This is a genomic window from Streptomyces sp. AgN23, from assembly GCF_001598115.1.
In the GTDB taxonomy this organism is placed as follows: domain Bacteria; phylum Actinomycetota; class Actinomycetes; order Streptomycetales; family Streptomycetaceae; genus Streptomyces; species Streptomyces antimycoticus.
The window spans coordinates 4259758-4279626 of the sequence record NZ_CP007153.1 but is presented as its reverse complement, the minus strand read 5'-3'; the positions used below and the strand labels follow the sequence as shown (position 1 = coordinate 4279626).

15 protein-coding genes are annotated in these 19869 nt (G+C 69.4%); 7 read left to right on the top strand and 8 right to left on the bottom strand.

Going from position 1 to position 19869, the window contains the following annotated elements; all coding sequences use genetic code 11:
- Window positions 1–108 precede the first annotated feature (108 nt).
- Entirely contained in the window at window positions 109–654 is a 546-nt protein-coding gene (locus AS97_RS18290; protein ID WP_247204410.1) for a hypothetical protein, read from the top strand.
- Between the two features lie 96 nt (window positions 655–750).
- On the top strand, window positions 751–1641 hold the full coding sequence (locus AS97_RS18285) for a fused MFS/spermidine synthase (protein WP_059142058.1): 891 nt from the start codon (window positions 751–753) through the stop codon (window positions 1639–1641).
- A 246-nt stretch (window positions 1642–1887) separates the two neighbouring features.
- On the opposite strand, the gene AS97_RS18280 is transcribed toward AS97_RS18285, so the two are convergent.
- A complete protein-coding gene (locus tag AS97_RS18280) occupies window positions 1888–2463 on the bottom strand; it encodes a hypothetical protein (RefSeq protein ID WP_210565282.1) in 576 nt (191 codons plus the stop codon).
- Between the two features lie 42 nt (window positions 2464–2505).
- On the opposite strand from AS97_RS18280, the gene AS97_RS18275 reads away from it, so the two are divergent.
- From AS97_RS18275 to AS97_RS18265, 3 genes are all read left to right on the top strand, one after another.
- Window positions 2506–3219 (top strand): response regulator transcription factor, encoded by a 714-nt coding sequence (locus AS97_RS18275; RefSeq protein ID WP_185929862.1) that lies wholly within the window; start codon window positions 2506–2508, stop codon window positions 3217–3219.
- Window positions 3216–4619 carry a HAMP domain-containing sensor histidine kinase gene (locus AS97_RS18270; protein WP_059142060.1) on the top strand — a complete coding sequence of 468 codons (1404 nt, stop codon included), beginning with the start codon at window positions 3216–3218 and terminating at the stop codon, window positions 4617–4619. The genes AS97_RS18275 and AS97_RS18270 overlap by 4 nt, the downstream gene beginning before the upstream one ends.
- Window positions 4620–4757: 138 nt before the next feature.
- Complete coding sequence (locus tag AS97_RS18265) at window positions 4758–5813, top strand: chitinase (RefSeq protein ID WP_059142061.1); 1056 nt, start codon at window positions 4758–4760, stop codon at window positions 5811–5813.
- 189 nt (window positions 5814–6002) lie between these two features.
- Here the strand turns inward: AS97_RS18265 and AS97_RS18260 are convergent, their stop codons facing one another.
- From AS97_RS18260 to AS97_RS18240, 5 genes are all read right to left on the bottom strand, one after another.
- The gene (locus AS97_RS18260) at window positions 6003–7685 is read right to left on the bottom strand and encodes a ubiquinol-cytochrome c reductase cytochrome b subunit (RefSeq protein ID WP_059142062.1); all 1683 of its coding nucleotides are present in this window, start codon (window positions 7683–7685) and stop codon (window positions 6003–6005) included.
- A 178-nt stretch (window positions 7686–7863) separates the two neighbouring features.
- Window positions 7864–9270, bottom strand: coding sequence for a GH1 family beta-glucosidase (locus AS97_RS18255; RefSeq protein ID WP_059142063.1), 1407 nt, complete (start codon window positions 9268–9270; stop codon window positions 7864–7866).
- A gap of 68 nt (window positions 9271–9338) precedes the next feature.
- Complete coding sequence (locus tag AS97_RS18250) at window positions 9339–10253, bottom strand: carbohydrate ABC transporter permease (protein ID WP_059142064.1); 915 nt, start codon at window positions 10251–10253, stop codon at window positions 9339–9341.
- A 17-nt stretch (window positions 10254–10270) separates the two neighbouring features.
- Window positions 10271–11296 (bottom strand): sugar ABC transporter permease, encoded by a 1026-nt coding sequence (locus AS97_RS18245; RefSeq protein WP_059142065.1) that lies wholly within the window; start codon window positions 11294–11296, stop codon window positions 10271–10273.
- A gap of 7 nt (window positions 11297–11303) precedes the next feature.
- Entirely contained in the window at window positions 11304–12635 is a 1332-nt protein-coding gene (locus tag AS97_RS18240) for an extracellular solute-binding protein (RefSeq protein ID WP_059142066.1), read from the bottom strand.
- A 279-nt stretch (window positions 12636–12914) separates the two neighbouring features.
- Here AS97_RS18240 and AS97_RS18235 point away from each other — a divergent pair, with 279 nt between their 5' ends.
- Complete coding sequence (locus AS97_RS18235; protein ID WP_059142157.1) at window positions 12915–13961, top strand: LacI family DNA-binding transcriptional regulator; 1047 nt, start codon at window positions 12915–12917, stop codon at window positions 13959–13961.
- 69 nt (window positions 13962–14030) lie between these two features.
- On the opposite strand, the gene AS97_RS18230 is transcribed toward AS97_RS18235, so the two are convergent.
- Together AS97_RS18230 and AS97_RS18225 are read right to left on the bottom strand one after the other, a co-directional pair.
- On the bottom strand, window positions 14031–15344 hold the full coding sequence (locus AS97_RS18230) for a glycoside hydrolase family 6 protein (protein WP_236669464.1): 1314 nt from the start codon (window positions 15342–15344) through the stop codon (window positions 14031–14033).
- Window positions 15345–15394: 50 nt separating this feature from the next.
- Window positions 15395–16627 carry a cellulase family glycosylhydrolase gene (locus AS97_RS18225; RefSeq protein WP_210565281.1) on the bottom strand — a complete coding sequence of 411 codons (1233 nt, stop codon included), beginning with the start codon at window positions 16625–16627 and terminating at the stop codon, window positions 15395–15397.
- A 344-nt stretch (window positions 16628–16971) separates the two neighbouring features.
- On the opposite strand from AS97_RS18225, the gene AS97_RS18220 reads away from it, so the two are divergent.
- The gene (locus AS97_RS18220; protein ID WP_210565280.1) at window positions 16972–19863 is read left to right on the top strand and encodes a glycoside hydrolase family 48 protein; all 2892 of its coding nucleotides are present in this window, start codon (window positions 16972–16974) and stop codon (window positions 19861–19863) included.
- The last annotated feature ends 6 nt before the right edge of the window (window positions 19864–19869 follow it).

Sequence of the window (19869 nt, the reverse complement as noted above, 5' to 3'; positions counted from 1 at the left end):
CCGGCAAAAGTGATATATCGCCCATGATCTGCCATGAACTGCCATCCTTTACGGCGGCATTCGGCCGTAGCCGTTGACACCGCCGCGCGTTGAATGAGGTGCGACCCGATGAAGAGGGAGGCCGGAGTGGACATCAGCCGCTCGCGGACTACTGCCCAGCACCCCCAGCGCCAGGACTGCGATCTCGTCACCGTGCCCGCCCGCCAGGGGCTGGAGGCGGTGGACATCCTGCGCCGTGCGTGCGACGGCCTCGGTCCCGTCCTGCATGACAACGCCTGCGACACCCTCGGCTTCCTGGTACCGCCCGGAACGGCGGACGGCTGGGATCTGCCGGGCTCGGCGTGCACCCAGACATCCGGGCGTGGAATCCGGATAAATATCGGCTCCGGCACCGGCGCACCCGCCGCAGCCGGAGACACCTCATCCGCAGAGACCCGAGCCGGGGATATCCCGTCCGGAGGCGCCGCCTACGGAGACGCCGAAGCCGGCGACACCGAATCCGGAGCGGCCGGGGACGACGCGCCGCCCGGCAACGGCACCGGCTGGCTGGTGCCGCCCGACGCGGCGTACACGGTCGCCACCGACCCCGCCGAGCTCCGGGCGGCCCTCGGCGAGGCGGCCCGTACGATCGAGGCCGTCGACCGCTGCCAGTGAACCCAGACCCCGGGTGACCGCTGCCAGTGAGGCGGTGACCATCCGCCCCTGCCTGCCGGCGACCGGCTGTCAGTGGTCCGCCGCATACTGGGGCACATGGCGAAAGGCACGAACAAGCGAGCCGCGCGCGGGCGCGGAGCGGCGCGGGGGCGCAGCCCCGAGCCGGTCACCGCATCCGTCGACGGGGGGCTCGCCGAGCTCGTGCCGGACCGGGACCGGCCGCGCGGCTGGACGCTGCTGCTCGACGGCAAGCCGCAGTCGCATGTCGATCTCGACGATCCCGCGTATCTCGATTTCGAGTACCAGCGCAGATTCGGCCATCTCGCCGATCTCGTCGCCCCTCCCGGCCGCCCGCTGCACGCGGTCCATCTGGGCGGCGGCGCCTTCACCCTCGCCCGCTACATCGCGGCGACCCGCCCCCGCTCCACCCAGCAGATCGTCGAGATCGACGCTCCGCTCGTCCAGTTCGTCCGCAGTGCGCTGCCCCTGGACCCCGGTGACCGGATACGGGTGCGCGGCGCCGACGCCCGGGCCGGGCTCGCCAAGGTGCCCGACGGCTGGGCGGATCTGATCGTCGCGGATGTCTTCAGCGGGGCCCGTACGCCCGCCCATCTCACCAGTGTGGAGTTCCTCGCCGAGGTGCGGCGCGCCCTGCGCCCGGACGGGTGGTACGCCGCGAATCTCGCCGACGGTCCGCCGCTGGCCCATCTGAAGGCCCAGATCGCCACCGCCCGCGCCGTGTTCGCCGAGGTGTGTCTGACCGCCGACCCCGCCCTGCTGCGCGGCCGCCGCTTCGGGAACGCGGTGCTGCTGGCCGCCGACCGCGACCTGCCGCTGGCCGACCTCACCCGCCGGGCCGCCGGTGATCCACACCCCGCCCGGGTCGAACACGGGCGCGCGCTCGCGGACTTCACCGGTGGCGCGGCCCCGGTCACCGACGCGACCGCCGCCCCCTCCCCGGCCCCGCCGCCCGCCGTCTTCACCTGAGCGGAGCTGACCGGCGGCCGGCCCGAGCGGATCGGCAGCCGGCCGACCCGCCGCTGGGGTCTGTCGTCAAAGGGGGGGCGCCCTGCTCCCGACGCCTGGCACGGCCGCTCGCCGCGTTGTCGCGTCACCCAAGTACGCCCAGTACGAGGGCGACGCTCCGCCTTGCGATCGACCGCACCGGACTCCCCCAGCTACCGCTGGGAGGTGCCCCTGCTCGCGGCCGGGCGCCCCCTTCGACGACAGACCCTAGTGCTCGTCGATACGGACCTGCGGCGGGCCGTCATGCCAGGTGCAGAAGATCGTGGTGGTGTCGGCTCCGGAGACGAAGTCCACCCGGATCCACTCGGTCTGCTTCCACACCTGCATCTGCCATCCGCCGTCCGGTGTCGCCGAGACCAGATCCGCCGACGCCGCCCGGATGTCGAAGACCACCCGGCCGCCCTTGGCCGGATAGCCGCGCACCTCTCCGCTCTCCTCCGGCCGCGCCGTTTCCTGCCGCGTCGGCGCCTGCGTCGGCTTCCGGCTGCGCCCGGCCGAACCGGACCCCTTGTCCTCATCCTCATCGCCTCCCGCGTCCGCCCCCGGGCGTGAAGGCGAGGACGGCGAAGCGGGCGAAGTCGCCGAGGGCGACGGCGGTTTGGGTCGGTGCGTCGAGGAGGACCAGGCCCCGTTCGCCGAACGGGAGCCGTCCGCGATCGGCAGTGCGCGCGGCGGATCGTAGGCCGTTCCGGTCAGGACGGTCCGCACGCCGTACCACGACAGCGTGACCGCGGCGCCGGTCGCGAGGACCCACGCCAGACATTGGACCAGACCTCTTCGCATCTTCCCCATCTTGCCTCACCCGAATGGCGTACGGTGCCGCTCATGGCAAGTGTGCTCGTCGTCGAGGACGACCAGTTCGTACGCTCAGCCCTCATACGGCAGTTGACCGAGGCGTCCCACACCGTGCGCAGCGTCGGCACCGCCCTGGAGGCGTTGCGCGAGGTGGCACAGATCGGATTCGACGTCGTCATTCTGGACCTCGGCCTGCCCGATCTGGACGGGGCGGAGGCACTCAAGATGCTGCGTGGCATCACCGATGTGCCGGTCATCGTGGCCACCGCCCGTGACGACGAGGGCGAGATCGTCCGGCTGCTCAACGACGGCGCCGACGACTACCTGGTCAAGCCGTTCTCCGTGGCGCATCTCTCCGCCCGGATGACCGCCGTGCTGCGCCGTGTGCGCGGGGGTGGGGCGGGCGAGCCGGGCCGTGCGGCGGCGCCCCCGGCGGTGCTCCGGGTCGGCGGGCTGGCCGTCGATCCGCTGCGCCGCCAGGCCCAGTTGGACGGGGTGACGCTCGATCTGACCCGGCGGGAATTCGACCTGCTCGCTTATCTCGCCGGGCGGCCCGGCGTCGTGGTGCCGCGCCGGGAGCTCCTCGCCGAGGTCTGGCGGCAGGCGTACGGGGACGACCAGACGATAGACGTCCATCTGTCCTGGTTGCGCCGCAAGCTGGGCGAGACGGCCGCCCGGCCGCGCTATCTCCATACGCTGCGCGGGGTCGGCGTCAAACTGGAGCCCCCGGCGGAGCCCGCGTGAGATGGGCCCTGGTCAAGGTCTGCCTGGCGGTCACCGCGATGGTGGTGGTCGCCTTCGCCGTCCCGCTCGGCCTCGTCGTCAAGGAGCTGGCCCGGGACCGGGCGTTCGCCGACGCCGAGCGGCAGGCCGCCACCATCGGCCCGGCGCTCGCCATCACCACCGAGCGGACGCGGCTGCAGCGCGCGGTCGCCAGCACCCAGGCTGGCGGGGACGGCCGGATGGCGGTGCATGTCCCCGATGAGCCGGGCGAGCCGGGGAGCGGCTACGACCTCGGCAAGAGCCGCGCGGCCAAGGGCGAGCTGGCCACCGCGCGGCGGCTCGGCCGAGCCTCGGTGTCCGCCGCCCCCGGGGGCTACGCGCTGCTCCAGCCGACCGCGCTGAGCAGTGGTCAGGTCGCGGTCGTGGAGGTCTTTGTCCCGCGTGGGGTGGTCACCAGCGGGGTGACCACGTCCTGGCTGGTGCTGGCGGGCGTCGGCCTCGCGCTGATCGTCGGCGCGGTCGCCACCGCCGACCGGCTCGGCACCCGGCTGGTGCGTCCGGCCGGACGTCTCGCCGACGCCGCCCACGACCTGGGCCATGGCGAACTCGGGGTGCGCGTGCCGGAGGATGGCCCGGCCGAACTCCGGGCGGCCGCCGCCGCGTTCAACTCCATGGCCGACCAGGTGGTGCAGCTCCTGGCCGGTGAGCGCGAGCTGGCCGCCGACCTCTCCCACCGGCTCCGTACGCCGCTCACCGTGCTGCGCCTCAACGCCGCCTCGCTGGGCGAGGGACCGGCGGCCGACCAGACCCGCGCCGCCGTCGCCCAGTTGGAGCGCGAGGTCGACCAGATCATCCGCACCGCGCGCCAGCAGAAGACGCACACCCCGTCCGGCTGTGACGCCTCCGAGGTGATCCGGGACCGGATGGAGTTCTGGTCCGCGCTCGCCGAGGACGAGGGCCGTACGGTACGGCTGGCCGGGGTCGACCGGACCGTGCGGGTGCCGGTCGCCCGCCCCGAACTCGGCGCCGCGCTGGACGCCCTGCTCGGCAATGTCTTCCGGCACACGCCCGAGGGCACGGCGCTCGCGGTCGACGTCCACGATGGTGGGGACGCCAGCAATTCAGTGATCATCCTGGTCTCCGACGCCGGCCCCGGCATCGCCGACCCGGACGCGGCGCTCCGCCGCGGCCACGGCGACGGTGGCCCCGGCTCGACCGGCCTCGGCCTGGACATCGTGCGCCGGGTCGCGGAGTCCACGGGCGGCGATCTGCGGATCGGGCGGTCGGTGCTGGGCGGCACCGAGGTACGGGTGTGGCTCTCGCTGAACGGCGCCGGCTCCGCCGACCCGGGGCAGCGGCGGCGCGGCCGTAAGCGGAAGAGCCGGGGCCGCACCCGCCCCAAGGAGCCCGCGGAGCATTAATCGCCGCCCATGGGTTCCTTAAGGCAGCCATAAGATCCATGGCCGGTGCACGGATCCTGCCGTTTGTCCGACTTCCCCTCGCTAGCGTGGCGCCCGCACCATCTCCCCCCACATCCGCACAGCGAAGGCAGGGACCTGATGAGCAGCACGCACCGTCGCAAGGCGAGCCGGACCACCAAGGTGATCGGCGCGACCGCCGCCGCCGTCGTGGCCGGCGGCACGGCGTTCGCGCTCAGCGGGGCGGCGAACGCCGGCACCGTCTCCGAGAAGCCCGCCGCGTCCGAGAAGGCCGCAGCGGTGGCGAGCGGCGGCTTCGCCCCGTACATCGACACCTCGCTCTACCCCGCCTACGACATGGTGGGCACCGCCGAGAAGACCGGCGTCAAGCAGTTCAACCTCGCCTTCATCACCTCCGGTGGCGGCTGTACCCCCAAGTGGGGCGGCGTCACCGAGGTCGGCGACAACGAGGTGGCCAACCAGACCGAGAAGCTGCGGGCGGCCGGCGGCGACGTCCGGGTCTCCTTCGGCGGCGCCTCCGGCTCCGAGCTGGGCCTGGCCTGCACATCGGTGGACGAGCTCGCCGCGGCCTACGGCAAGGTCGTGGACACCCTCAAGCTCACCAAGGTCGACTTCGACATCGAGGGCAGCGCGCTTCCGAACAAGGAGGCCAACACCCGCCGCGCCCAGGCCATCGCCAAGCTGCAGCAGAGCAACCCCGACCTGGACGTCTCCTTCACCCTTCCGGTGCTCCCGACCGGCCTCACCCAGGACGGTGTCGACCTCGTCGCCGACGCCAAGAAGAACGGGGTGAAGGTCTCCGCCGTCAACATCATGGCGATGGACTACGGAGCCTCCTTCGACGACGACATGGGCCAGTACGCCATCGACGCCGCCACGGCGACCCAGGGCCAGATCAAGGGCGCCCTCGAGCTGAGCGACGACGAGGCGTGGAAGGCCGTCGCGGTCACCCCGATGATCGGCGTCAATGACGTCAAGAACGAGATATTCAAGGTCGACGACGCCTCCCAGGTGGTGGAGTTCGCCAAGTCCAAGGGGCTGGCCTGGCTGTCGATGTGGTCCGCGACCCGCGACAAGCAGTGCCCCAGCCCGCAGGACACCGCGTCGCCGACCTGCAGCTCGATCGACCAGGAGGAGCTCGCCTTCACCAAGGCGTTCGGCGCCTACAACGGCTGAACGGCTGACGTCGGCTGACACCGGCGGGCCCCCACACCGCCCGTCAGCCGCATAGGGCTCACGGGCTGACAGCCACATGAGGGGCCTGTCAGCCCGTGAGCCCCACCATCACCACCCCCCACGGCACCCCCCACACGGCGGGGCGCGGACGGAATCCCCCACCCGCCGCGCCCCGCCGTCTCCGTCGCCCTAGGGGCGCTGGGGCTCCTCGGCCCGCTCCGCCTCCTCATGCTCCTCGTGCTCCGCCACCCGCTCCCTCGTGGGCTTGGCGATCTGGCCGTTGATACCGAAGTAGCTCCGGGACAGCGAGACGCGCAGCCTCTCCATGACGGAGAGCTTGCGGGCGACTCCGGCCTCGTCGACTGTCGGCGGCAGCTCCAGCGGCTCGTACTGTTCGTACGCGGTGATCGTGTACTTCTCCGCCGGCGACAGCGGCTCGTGCACTTCGACGAACTCGCCGTGCGGCAGCCGCTCGATGATGCCGGTCTCCCGGCCGTGCAGCAGCAGCTCCCGGTCCTTGCGCTGGAGGCCGAGACAGATCCGTTTGGAGATGATGAAGACCACGACGGGCACCACGAAGAAGCCGACCCGGCAGGCCCAGGTGATCGCGTTGATCGACAGATCGAAGTGGGTGGCGATGAGGTCGTTGCCGCCACCCAGCAGCAGGACCCCGTAGAGGGCGACCCAGGCGTTGCCGAAGGCGGTGCGGGTGGGGGCGTTGCGCGGGCGCTGGTTCAGATGGTGCTCGCGTCTGTCCCCGGTGATCCATGCCTCCAGGAAGGGATAGAGCCAGATCACCAGCAACACCGTGGGGAAGACCAGGAAGGGGATCAGTACGCCGAGTACCAGGGTGTGGCCCCAGAGATTGATCTCCCAGCCCGGCATCAGCCGGATCAGCCCCTCGGAATAGCCCATGTACCAGTCGGGCTGGGCGTCGGTGGACACCTGGTCGGGCCGATAGGGGCCATAGGCCCACACCGGGTTGATCTGGGCGATGGCCGACATCAGCGTGGTGACGGCGAAGACCAGGAAGAAGAAACCGCCGGACTTGGCCACATAGACCGGCCAGAGAGGCGGCCCCACGATATTCATGTTCTTCTTTCCGGGCCCCGGGAGATGCGTGTGCTTGTGGTAGACGAGCAGGATCATATGGAGCGCCAGCAGCCCGAGCATGATGCCCGGAATCAGCAGTACGTGCACGGTGAACAGCCGTGGCACGATGGAGTCTCCCGGGAATTGGCCACCGAAGAAGAAGAACGACAGATAGGTGCCGACGATCGGGATCGACAGGATCGCGCCCTCCATGAAGCGCAGCCCGGTGCCGGACAGCAGATCGTCGGGCAGTGAATAGCCCATGAAACCGTCGAACATTCCGAGAATCAGCAGACCGGCGCCGGAGAGCCAGTTGATCTCGCGGGGTTTGCGGAAGACGCCGTTGTAGAACGTCCGCATCATATGGGCGAGCATGCTGGCGATGAAGATGATCGCCGCCCAGTGGTGGACCTGCCGCATCAGCAGTCCACCGCGCACATCGAAGCTGATGTCCAGGGTGGACTTGTACGCCTGCGACATGCGGATGCCGTTCAGCGGCGTCCACCGGCCGGCGTAGACCACCTCGTTCATCGCCGGTTTGAAGAACAGGGTCAGATAGACACCGGTCAGAATGATGATGACGAATGTGTAGAGGGCGATCTCGCCGATCAGGAAGGACCAGTGGTCGGGGAAGACCTTGCGCAGATTGGCCTTGGCCATCTTGAAGAGGCCCACCCGGCCGTCGAACCAGTCGGCGAGGGCCTCGCCTTTTCCGGCGGGCGCGCGCCGGCCGGATCCCTCATCGCGGACCCTCTGTCGGCGCTCCGGAAATGCTCTCATGTCTCAATGGGTTTACCAGGCGTTCTCCAGGGATGACGGCGCTCTTCGGCCGGGTGGGTCAGGGTGTAACCCCTTTGAAGGAAGAACGCACCGGCCCGGTTGCGGCCCCGCACGCCGCCTCGACTGCCATCCGCGGCGCCGCCCGCCCCCCAGCGGGCGGCGCCGCGGACGCAGGTCCTTACGCCGCCGGAAGCTCTCCGGTGCGGGCCACCTGGGCATACCAGCGGGCGCTGGACTTCGGCACCCGGGCCTGCGTCTGATAGTCGACGTAGACCGCGCCGAAGCGCTTGCTGTAGCCGTACGCCCATTCGAAGTTGTCCATCAGCGACCACAGGAAGTAGCCGCGCAGGTCGGCGCCGTCCGCGATGGCCTGGTGGGCGACGGCCAGATGGTCCCGGAGGTAGTCGATCCGCCGCGGGTCGTGGACCGCGCCCTCCGCGTCCGGCTTGTCGTCGAACGCGGCGCCGTTCTCGGTGATGTACAGCGGTACGCCCGGCGCCTCGCGGGTGTAGCGCATCAGCAGGTCGTGCAGTCCGGTCGGGTCGATCGCCCAGCCCATCTCGGTGCGCTCGCCCGGCGTCTGGTGGAAGGCCACCTGCTCCGAGCCCGGCCAGGGGGAGTGGTCGCTGGCGCCGTGGCCGTCGTGGCGGGCGGGCGAGCCCTCGTTGTCGGTGCCGGCTGCTACCAATGACGGTGTGTAGTAGTTGATGCCCAGCGCGTCGAGGGGGTGCTTGATGACGGCCAGATCGCCGTCCCGGACGAACGACCAGTCGGTGATCGAGGCGGTGTCCTTGATCAGGTCGGTGGGGTACGCACCGCGCAGCATCGGCCCGGTGAAGACGCGATTGGCCAGCGCGTCGATACGCCGCTGAGCATCCAGGTCCTCGGGCTTGTCGCTGAGCGGCCGGACCACGGCCGGGTTGAGGCTGATGGCGATCTGGGCGCGGGCGGGGAGCGCGGCGCGCAGCGCCTGGGCGCCGAGGCCATGGGCGAGGTTCAGATGGTGGGCGGCGCGCAGCGGGGCCAGCCGCTCGGTGCGGCCCGGGGCGTGCACCCCCGAGCCATAGCCCAGGAAGGCGCTGCACCACGGCTCGTTGAGGGTGGTCCAGAACTCGACGCGGTCGCCGAGCGCCCCCGCCACGATGCCCGCGTACTCGGCGAAGCGCTCGGCGGTCTCGCGCTCCGGCCATCCTCCCGCGTTCTCGAGCTCCTGGGGGAGGTCCCAGTGGTAGAGGGTGAGCACCGGCTGGATGCCCGCGCCCAGCAGCTCGTCCACCAGTGAGCGGTAGAAGTCGAGCCCGCGCTGGACGGCCGGTCCCCGGCCGGTGGGCTGCACCCGTGACCAGGACACCGAGAAGCGGTAGGCCCCCAGGTTCAGCTCGGACATCAGCCGGACGTCATCGCGGAAGCGGTGGTAGTGGTCGACCGCCACATCGCCGGTGTCGCCAGCGAGCACCCTGCCGGGGGTGTGGCTGAAGGTGTCCCAGATGGAGGGGGTGCGGCCGTCCTCCTGGGCGGCGCCCTCGACCTGATAGGCGGCCGAGGCCGCGCCCCACAGGAATCCGGGCGGGAAGGTAAGGGTCATGGAAGCGCTCCCATTCGAGGTCGTGGGGGAGGGAAGGAGACGGGGAGGGAGTGGTGGTCGCGGGCTGCTCAACCCTTGATCGCGCCCTGCATGATGCCCCCCACGATCTGCTTGCCGAAGAGGACGAAGGCGATCAGCAGCGGCAGTGTGCCCAGCAGCGCCCCCGCCATGATCAGTGATTGATCCGGGGTATACCCACGGCTCAGACCGGTCAATGCCACCTGCATGGTCGGGTTGCCGCTCTGCGTGAGCGCGATGAACGGCCAGAAGAAGTCGTTCCACGATTGGACGAAGGTGAGCATCCCCAGCACCGCCATCGCCGGACGCGCCGCCGGGAAGACGACATGCCAGATGATCCGCAGGCTGCTCGCGCCGTCCATCCGCGCCGCCTCGATCAGCTCGGTCGGCAGCGCCTGGGTGAGGTACTGCCGCATGAAGAAGACCCCGAAGGCGCTGACCAGGGTCGGCACGATGACCGCCTGGAGCTGGTCGGTCCACTCCAGCTTGGCCACCATCATGTACAGCGGCACGACGCTGAGCTGGGGCGGCACCATCATCGTGCCGATGGTGAGCATCAGCAGGACGTTCTTGAAGCGGAAGCGCAGCTTGGCGAAGGCGAAGCCGGCGATGGTCGAGAAGAGCACGGTCGACGCCGCGACCGTGCCCGCCACGATCGTCGTGTTGAGCAGCGCGGTGCCCATGTTGGCGCCGTTCCACGCCTTGTCCAGGTTGTGGAAGAGGTTGCCGCCGAACCACAGGGGAGGGGGTGTCTGGGCCAGCCGGCCGTTGGTGCGGGAGGCGGCGATGGCGGTCCACACCAGCGGGAAGAGCGAGCCGAGGGTGAACAGGATCAGCACGGCGTAGGTGATCTTGCCGCCGTGCAGTTGCCTGCCCGCCCGGTTGCGGCCCTTTCCGCCCCGCGGAGTGCTGTGCGCGGGAGCCGCCGGATCGAGTGTCCGCCGGGAAGAGACAGTGACGCTCATGGTTCTCCTCGTCTCCCTCACTGGCTCTTACGCAGCCGTCGCGCGAACAGCGCGTTGACCGCGGCGATCAGCAGCAGGATCAGGAACATCGTCCAGGCGATGGCGGAGGCCCGGCCGAGGTGCAGGTTCACCCAGCCCTGCTCGTACATGTACAGGCCGAGCGTCTGGTACTGGTGATCGGCGCCGCCGGTGGCCGTCCCGGCGGTGTTGAACAGCAGCGGTTCACCGAAGAGCTGGGTGGCCCCGATCGTGGAGACGACGACCGTGAAGAGGATGGTGGGCCGCAGCGACGGGATGGTGACGTGCAGGAACTGCTCCCAGCGGGAGGCCCCGTCCAGCGCCGCCGACTCGTACAGATCGTTCGGCACGGCCTGCATGGCGGCCAGGTAGATCAGCGCGTTGTAGCCGGTCCACCGCCAGATGACGATCGTGGAGACCGCGATCTGCGAGGTCCAGGTGCCGTTCTGCCAGTCGATGCCGTCCAGCCCGACCAGCCCCAGAACCCAGTTGATCATCCCGTAGTCACGCCCGAAGAGCAGCGCGAACACCAGCGTGGCGGCAGCGACGGAGGTGGCGTACGGGGTGAGGATCGCCACTCGGAAGAACATCGAGGCGCGCAGCCGGTAGTTGAGCAGATGCGCGATCCCGAGGGCCATCATCAGCTGGGGAACGGTGGATATCACCCCGATGGTGAAGGTGTTCCGCAGCGCTTTCCAGAAGAACTCGTCTTCCCACAGCCTGGAGAAGTTGTGCCAGCCCGCCCACTCCATATGGGTCGGGTCGGTGAGCTCCACTTGGTGCAGCGAGGCCCACCCCGTGTAGATCAGGGGGAAGAGGCCGAAGGCGGCGAAGAAGACGAAGAAGGGGGCGACGAACGCGTACGGGCTCCATCGCACGTCCCAGCGGTAGCGGCGGCTGCGCCGGTCGCGGCGCCGCTGCTCGGCCGGGTCGGGCGTCGAGGCGGTCGCGGCGCGCGGGGCCGCGCCCCCCTGCCCTGCGGGGGGCGCGGCCGTATCAGGGGTGAAACCGGAAGGTGCTGTCATGTCCGGGTCACTGATCCAGCGCGTTGTCGTTCGTCTTGATCGCGGCCTTCCAGCCCTCGGCGGGGGACTTGCCCTGCTGGTCGACCTGGAGCAGGCCGACATCGACGAAGTTCTGCTTGATGACGGCGTCCTTCGGACCCAGGACCTGCGTCGGACTGGCCTTCGCGGCCTCCGAGAAGATCTTGCCGATGGGCGCGTTGTCGAAGTACGGGTGCTTGGCGTCGGCCACCTGGGGCAGGTCGTACGCGGCCTGGGCGCTGGGGAAGCTGGCCTGCTTCTCGAAGAGCTTGGCCTGCTGCTCGGGCGCGGTCAGCCAGGTGGCGAGCTTGACCGCCTCGTCCTTGTTCTTCGCCGCCTGCGGCACGGAGAGGAAGGAACCGCCCCAGTTGGCGGGCTTGGGGGCGGTGGCGACGTCCCACTTGCCCTTGTACTTGTCCCCGGCGTACTCCTTGATCTGGCCGAGCATCCAGGCCGGGCAGGAGGCGGTGGCGAACTTGCCGTTGGCGAGCGCCTGCTGCCAGGGCTTGGTGAACTCCTGCAGCCCGGCGGAGAGTTTGGCCCCGGAGGCGTCGGTCGCCAGCTTCCACGCCTTCTTGACGGCCGGGTTGTCCTCGTAGATGGGCTTCCCGCTCTTGTCGTAATAGACCTCGGAACCGCCGGAGACCGCCGCGTTGAACAGCCCGCCGGCCGAGTCCAGGAACGCGGCGCCGCCCGGCGCCTTCTTCGCGTAGTCCTTGCCGGCGTCGAGGTACTTCTGCCAGTCGCCCGCCCAGAGCTCGGAGACCTTGTCGCGGTCGGACGGGAGCCCCGCCTGCTTGAAGAGGTCCTTGCGGTAGCAGATCGCCATCGGGCCCACGTCCGTGCCCAGGCCGATCGTCTTTCCGTCCTTGGCGGTGGCCTGCGCCCACTTCCAGTCGAGGAAGTTTTCTTTCTTGACGCCATCCGCCTTCGAAAGATCAACGAACTTGTCGGCCTGGGTGGTGGTCACCTCATTGATGTTGCCCACCTCGACCGCCTGGATATCGGCGAGTCCGCTGCCCGAGCCGAGATGGGTGAGCAGCTGCGGGTAGTAGTTCGAGGCCGGGTCGATCACATTCTCTTCGATCTTGATATCCGGGTGCAGCTTTGTGTACTCGTCATAGAGCCCGGCCTGTTTGAAACCCATGACGCCGTACGTGCCGACGGTCACGACCGTCTTGCCGTTGCTGCTGCCACCGGACGAATCGTCGGACCCGTCATCGCCGTCGTCGGCGCAGCCGCTGAGCAGCCCGGCTCCTATAGCGGCCACGGCCGCGAGGACCACGGCTCTGCTGCGATGACTACCAGTGCTCCTGGGCATTCCGTCCTCCTTGCGCCCCGCCCAACGGCTTCCGGTCGGAAAGTGGTGATACATGGCTCTTTGAGATGCATCGAGTCGGGTGGGCATCGTGCGGGTTGTGTATGACTCGGATAGTGTGGGAGCGCTCCCAGCTGTGATGTGTTGAAGGGTCGCGGCTCCTCGCTGGGGTGTCAAGGGAGTGCGCACAACAACTTCCGGAAACCACATTGCTGTTGAATGTCCCCGCAGCCGCCCATTTGGGGGGTGGAGCTGCTGGGCATGAACGGCTGGAGGCGCGATATGGCAGGAACGCGGCGGCATGGCGCGGGGCGAGGACGGCCGACCCTCGAGGAGGTGGCGGCCCGCGCCGGAGTCGGCCGCGGCACCGTCTCCCGGGTGATCAACGGCTCGCCCCGGGTCAGCGACCGCACCCGCACGGCCGTGGAGCAGGCCGTCGCCGAACTCGGCTATGTGCCGAACCGGGTGGCCCGCGCCCTCGCCGCCAACCGTGCCGACGCCGTCGCCCTGGTCATCCCCGAACCCGAGACCCGGCTCTTCGCCGAACCGTACTTCTCCGACATCATCCGCGGTGTCGGCGCCGAGCTCGCCGACACCGACCTCCAGCTGCTGCTGACCCTCCTGCGCACGCCCAAGGAACGGCAGCGGTTCGCGGACTACCTCTCCGCGCACCGGGTCGACGGGGTGCTGCTGGTCTCCGTGCACGCGGACGACCCGCTGCCGGACCTGCTGGAGCAAATCGAGATGCCCGCGGTGCTCAGCGGCCGCCGCTCGGCGCATGAATCGGTCCCGTACGTCGACTCGGACAACACCGGCGGCGCCCAGTCCGCCGTGGAACACCTCATCGGCCGCGGCCGCTCGACGGTCGCCACCATCACCGGACCGCTGGACATGTATGTCGCACAGTGCCGCCTGGAGGGCTACGGCGCCGCGGTCCGGGCGGCCGGCCGGGAGGTGGAACCGGAGCTGGTGGCCGCCGCGGACTTCACCGAGGAGGGCGGCCGCCGGGCCATGAGCCAACTGCTCGACCAGCGCCCGGACCTGGATGGGGTCTTCGCCGCCTCGGACGTGATGGCCGCGGGCGCCCGGCAGGTGCTGCGCGAGAGCGGGCGCCGCGTCCCGGACGACGTGGCGCTGGTCGGCTTCGAGGACTCGGCCGTCGCCCGCCATATGGACCCTCCGCTCACCAGCGTCCGGCAGGCCACGGAGGAGATGGGCCGGGCGATGGTGCGGGTGCTGCTGGAGGAGATCGAGGGGCTGTCGGACCGCACCTCCAAGCGGCCGCAGATGGTACTTCCCACCCAGCTGGTGCGGCGGGAGTCTTCCTGAGGGGCCGGAACGGGCATGGGGCCGGTGGACAGTGTCCACCGGCCCCACTTCAGGGGACGGGTCGTGCGGTTACAGCGCCGGGTAGGCGTTCTTGAGCAGCTCCTGGAACTGGGCCGAGAACCAGTGGCCCGACAGCGGAGCGTTCGCCAGCGCACCCGACATGTTGTTGTTGTTGCGCGGGTTGCCGGTGTACGTCGGGTCGCACATCCGGTCGAAGCCCTTGCCCTCGTCGTTCGGGATCTGGGAGCTCGCGCCGTCCGACTCGCCCGGGGGCTTCATCCACACGTACGCGTCGATCCCGGCCGCGGGTGCCGCCTTGGGGCGCTCACCGAGCCCGGCGCCGGACTGGTTGCACCAGTTGCCGACGTGAATGCGGCGGTCGTAGCGCCCGCCGTTGACGTACGTGTCCACGTCCGTCTTAGCGCCGGGGCCGCTGGGCCGGGCCGAGCCGCCCCAGCCGTTGCGGGAGGTGTCGATCAGGGCGCCGATGTTGCTCGGGAAGCCGACGTTGACCAGCTCCTGGCGGAACGCCTGGGCGTAGGAGAGCTCGTCCACGTACCGGTTCCAGTCCACCCACTTCGACTGGCGCACGGTGGTGCCGTTGACCGAGTCGTTGACGGTGAAGTTGTTCTCCTTCAGCGCGCTGTAGTTGGCCGTGTTGACGATGATGCCGGCCACCTTGTCGACCGTGCTGCCCTCGGCCGTCGCCGCCTGCTTGATCACCTGTGCGGTGGGGTTGAAGTTGTCGTCCCAGCCGATCCAGCCGTGGTGCCCGGCGTCGATGTAGTTGTAGACGTTGCCGATCGAGCCCAGCTTGTTCAGGGCGTAGCCGACGCCCTTCACGTAGTTGCCGTTCGCCTTCATCGTGTCGCACTCGGGCGTCGCGGTGGGCTTGCCGCCGGTGTTGGTGACCAGGTTGGGCAGCGAGTCGACCTCGATGGTGGTGACGATCCGCAGACTCGAGTTGGCGTACTTGGACTCGGAGAGGATCGCCGCGATCGGGTCGATGAACTGGGTCTTGTACTTGTCGATCTCGGTCGGGCCCAGCTCGCCGTTGGACGCCAGCGCGGAGCAGTCACGGCCGGGCAGGTCGTAGACCACTAACTGGACGACCGTCGGGCTGCCGCCGGACTGCTTCAGCGCCTCGTCGAGGTGGGCGCGCAGCCCCATCGCGCCGCCCGTGCCGTTGATCGCGGCGATCCGGTCCAGCCAGATGCCGGTCGGCTGGTTGGAGATCTTGCTGCCGCCGGGCTCGGCGGCGGCCTTCGCCGACCAGTCCGGGTTCACGTACGCCTTGGCGCCCGAGTACGGGTTGTCGACCTTCGCGGCGGCCGCCTTGCCGCTGTCCCCCTGGGCGGACGCCACACCGGTCAGCGCCCCCATGGTCAGCGCGGAGGCGGCGAGCAAAGTGCCCGCCATTCGGATTCTGCGGCTCATTGCATTCCCTTCAGGTGATCACGGAGTCCCACGCCGAAGTTGGTCGGCGTGCCGTTGTAATCGCTGATCAGAGACGGGCCCGAGGAACAGTCCCAGGTGTTCCAGGTCCAGCCCAGATACGAGGCGCCCTTGGCGTCCAGCCAGGCCATGACCCGGTCGATATAGCCGTGGGAGCAGGTGTTCTCGCCGATCTCGCCCGCCACGAACGGGACCTGGGCGATGACCGGGGCGAGCTGTTCGTTGAAGCAGCTCTCGCTCGAGCAGGTGTTGAAGTTGTAGGTGTGCCAGGCGGCGGCGAGATTGCCCGCCGGGTCGTTCGGCTTGTACGTCAGCCACTGGCGCAGATCGTTGGAGTAGGCGACCCCGGGGATCAGGACCAGGTTCTTGGCGCCCGCGGCCCTTACGGCGTTCAGCAGGGTCTGCATCCCGGCGACCTGGAAGTCGATTCCGGGGCAGCTCCCGCCGTCGCGCCAGCACTTCCACGCCGCCGTGAGGTCGGAGGTGGCGCGGTCCGGGAACGGCTCGTTGAACAGGTCGAAGACCACGGCCTGGTCGCTCTTGAAGGTCTGGGCGACCGACGTCCAGAAGGCCGGGGTGTACTGCGCGTTCGGCATCGGCTTCTGGCAGGTGGCGTACGCGGTGTCGGGGCAGTGGCTGTCCCCTCCGGTGTAGGTGCCGTGGGACCAGTGGAGTTCGACGATGGGGGTGATGCCATGGGCCTCCAGTCGGGCGACGAGTGCCTTGACCGCCGCGATGTAGTTGGTCCCTCCGTAGGCCGGGTCGATATGGGAAAGGCCCAGCCAGCACTCCTCGTTGAGCGGGATCCGGACCGCGTTGACCTTCCAGTCCGCGATGGCCTTGACGGAGGCGTCGTCCACGGGGCCGTCGAAGATGCCGTAGCCCTGGACGCACATGAACTCACCGCCGGAGCGGTTGACGCCGAGCAGGCGCCGGGTGGTGCCGTTCTCGTCGACGAGCTTGTTGCCCGAGGCGCGCAGCTTCGGCGGTGCGGCGGCGTTCGGACGGAGTGGCTCAGTCGCCTTCGACGTCTTCGACGGCATCGACGGCATCGACCGCTTCGACGGCGCGTCGGCCGGGGCGACCGACGCGGTGGTCGTGGCGGATGCGCTCGCCGCCGAGGCGGTGGCGCCGGTGGGCACCAGGGCGGTACCCACCACGGACAAGACCGCGGCGGCCACCAAGGCATAAAGGCGCGGGGGTGCTCGCATGGAGCGACTCCTTGGGATCCACGCGCCGTTCGCTACGGCGCAGACTGCTGGAACCGCTCCCACTGGTTGAAGTGAAGGTAGCGCCCGACGGGCTCATGTCAACAGTTCCCGTTCACGGAATTATCGGTTGAGGACCTCTGAGCACCCGGTGTTGTTCAAAGACTTGACACCTCATCAGGCTGACCCGAATCTTGGGAGCGCTCCCACTGGTTCGCACTTTCCCCCACCACCCGCACGAACCGCGAGGAGGTCCCCCGATGCGCGTACAGCGTGGCTCGCCCTTATCAGGCACCCGACTATCAGGGGCACGACTTTCAGGGGCACGGCTTGGGGTACGACGACGCATGCGACGGCTGGTGACCGCCCTGGCCGCCGCGCTCTCGCTCCCCGTGGCCATGACCGCGGCGGGCGGCGCCGCCCCCGCGCACGCCGCGGCGGTCCAGTGCGGGGTCGACTACAAGACCAACGACTGGGGCTCCGGCTTCACCGCCGACCTCACCCTCACCAACCCCGGCACCGACGCCATCGACGGCTGGACCCTGACGTACGACTACGCCGGCAACCAGAAGCTGAGCAACGGCTGGAACGGCAGCTGGTCGCAGTCCGGCAAGACCGTCACCGTCACCAACGCCGGGCACAACGCGAAGATCGCGGCCGGGGGCAATGTCACCACCGGCGCCCAGTTCACCTACAGCGGCACCAACGCCGCCCCCACCTCCTTCGCCGTCAACGGCGTGGCCTGCCGGGGCGCCCATCAGCCGCCCATCGCGGTGCTGAGCAGCCCGTCCCCCGGCGCCGTCTTCACCTCCGGCGGCACCGTTCCGATGACGGCCACGGCCGCGGCGGCCGACGGGGCGACGATCACCAAGGTCGAGTTCTACAGCGACACCAAGCTCCTGGGCACCGACACCACCTCCCCGTACGCCTTCGACTACAAGGACGTCCCGGCGGGCGACTACTCGCTCTATGCCAAGGCGTACGACAGTCAGGGCGCCGCCGCCGAGTCCACCCCCGTCGGCATCCATGTGGCGGCCGGGCCCACGCTGGTGGCCAGCCCCGGTCAGCTCGGGGTGCAGCAGGGTAGGACCGGGACGTTCGGCGTCAAGCTGTCCACCAAGCCGTCCGCGAATGTCACCGTCTCCGTCGCCCGCACCTCGGGCAACTCCGGGCTGACGATCTCCTCGGGCGCCACCCTCACCTTCACCCCCGCCAACTGGGACACCGCGCAGCAGGTGACCGTGGCCGCCGCCAACAGCGGCACCGGCGCCGCGACCTTCACCGCGACCGCCGCCGGCCACACCAAGGCCGAGGTCACCGTCACCCAGCTGGCCGCCGCGAAGGACTACGACGCCCGCTTCCTGGACCTCTACAACAAGATCACCGCACCCTCGGCGGGCTACTTCTCGCCCGAGGGCGTTCCGTACCACTCGGTGGAGACCCTGATCGTCGAGGCCCCCGACCACGGCCATGAGACGACCTCCGAGGCGTACAGCTATCTGATCTGGCTGCAGGCGATGTACGGCAAGGTCGCCGGCGACTGGTCCAAGTTCAACAACGCGTGGGACATCATGGAGAAGTACATGATCCCCACCCATGCGGACCAGCCCACGGGCAGCTTCTACAACGCCTCCAAGCCGGCCACCTACGCGCCCGAGTGGGACCAGCCCTCCCAGTACCCCTCTCAGCTCAACGGCAATGTCCCGGTCGGCAACGACCCCATCGCCGCCGAGCTGAAGAGCGCGTACGGCACCGATGACATCTACGGCATGCACTGGATCCAGGACGTCGACAACGTCTATGGCTACGGCAACGCGCCCGGCAAGTGCGAGGCGGGCCCGAGCGACACCGGCCCCAGCTATGTCAACACCTTCCAGCGCGGCCCGCAGGAGTCGGTCTGGGAGACCGTCACCCAGCCCACCTGCGACGGCTTCAAGTACGGCGGCAAGAACGGCTACCTGGACCTGTTCACCGGCGACGCCTCCTACTCCAAGCAGTGGAAGTTCACCAACGCCCCCGACGCCGACGCCCGCGTCGTCCAGGCCGCCTACTGGGCCTCGGAGTGGGCCAAGGCGCAGGGCAAGGGCGGCCAGATCTCCGGCAACGTCGCCAAGGCCGCCAAGATGGGCGACTATCTGCGCTACGCGATGTACGACAAGTACTTCAAGAAGATCGGCAACTGTGCCGGGGAGACCACCTGCCCGGCCGGCAACGGCAAGAACAGCTCCCACTACCTGCTGTCCTGGTACTACGCCTGGGGCGGCGCCACCGACACCTCCGCGGGCTGGTCCTGGCGCATCGGCTCCAGCCACGCCCACGGCGGCTACCAGAACCCCATGGCGGCCTGGGCCCTGAGCTCGTACGCCGACCTCAAGCCCAAGTCCGCCACGGGCGCGAGCGACTGGTCCACCAGCCTGAAGCGCCAGTTGGAGTTCTACCGCTGGCTGCAGTCCAGCGAGGGCGCCATCGCGGGCGGCGCCACCAACAGCTGGCAGGGCCGCTACGCCACGCCGCCGTCGGGCGCGTCCACCTTCTACGGCATGTACTACGACGAGAAGCCGGTCTACCACGATCCGCCGTCCAACCAGTGGTTCGGCTTCCAGGCGTGGTCCATGGAGCGGGTCGCGGAGTACTACAACCGCACCGGTGACGCCTCGGCGAAGACGGTCCTGGACAAGTGGGTCAAGTGGGCGCTGTCCAAGACCACCGTCAACGCCGACGGCACGTACCAGATCCCGTCCACCCTCCAGTGGTCCGGCCAGCCCGACACCTGGAACGCCTCCAGCCCCGGCGCCAACGCGAGCCTGCATGTCACCGTCGCCGACTACACCAATGACGTGGGCGTGGCGGCCGCGTACGCCAAGACCCTGTCCTACTACGCCGCCAAGTCCGGCGACACCGAGGCCAGGGACACCGCGAAGGCGTTGCTGGACGGCATGTGGAACAACTACCAGGACGACCTCGGGATCGCGGTCCCCGAGTCCCGCGCCGACTACAACCGCTTCGACGACCCGGTCTACGTCCCCAGCGGCTGGACGGGGACCATGCCGAACGGCGACAAGATCGACTCCAGCTCCACCTTCCAGTCGATCCGCTCCTTCTACAAGAACGACCCGGCCTGGTCGAAGGTCGAGGCGTATCTGAAGGGCGGGGCGGTCCCGAGCTTCACGTACCACCGGTTCTGGGCCCAGGCGGACATCGCGCTGGCGATGGGGTCGTACGCGGACCTCTTCGAGTAGTCACCA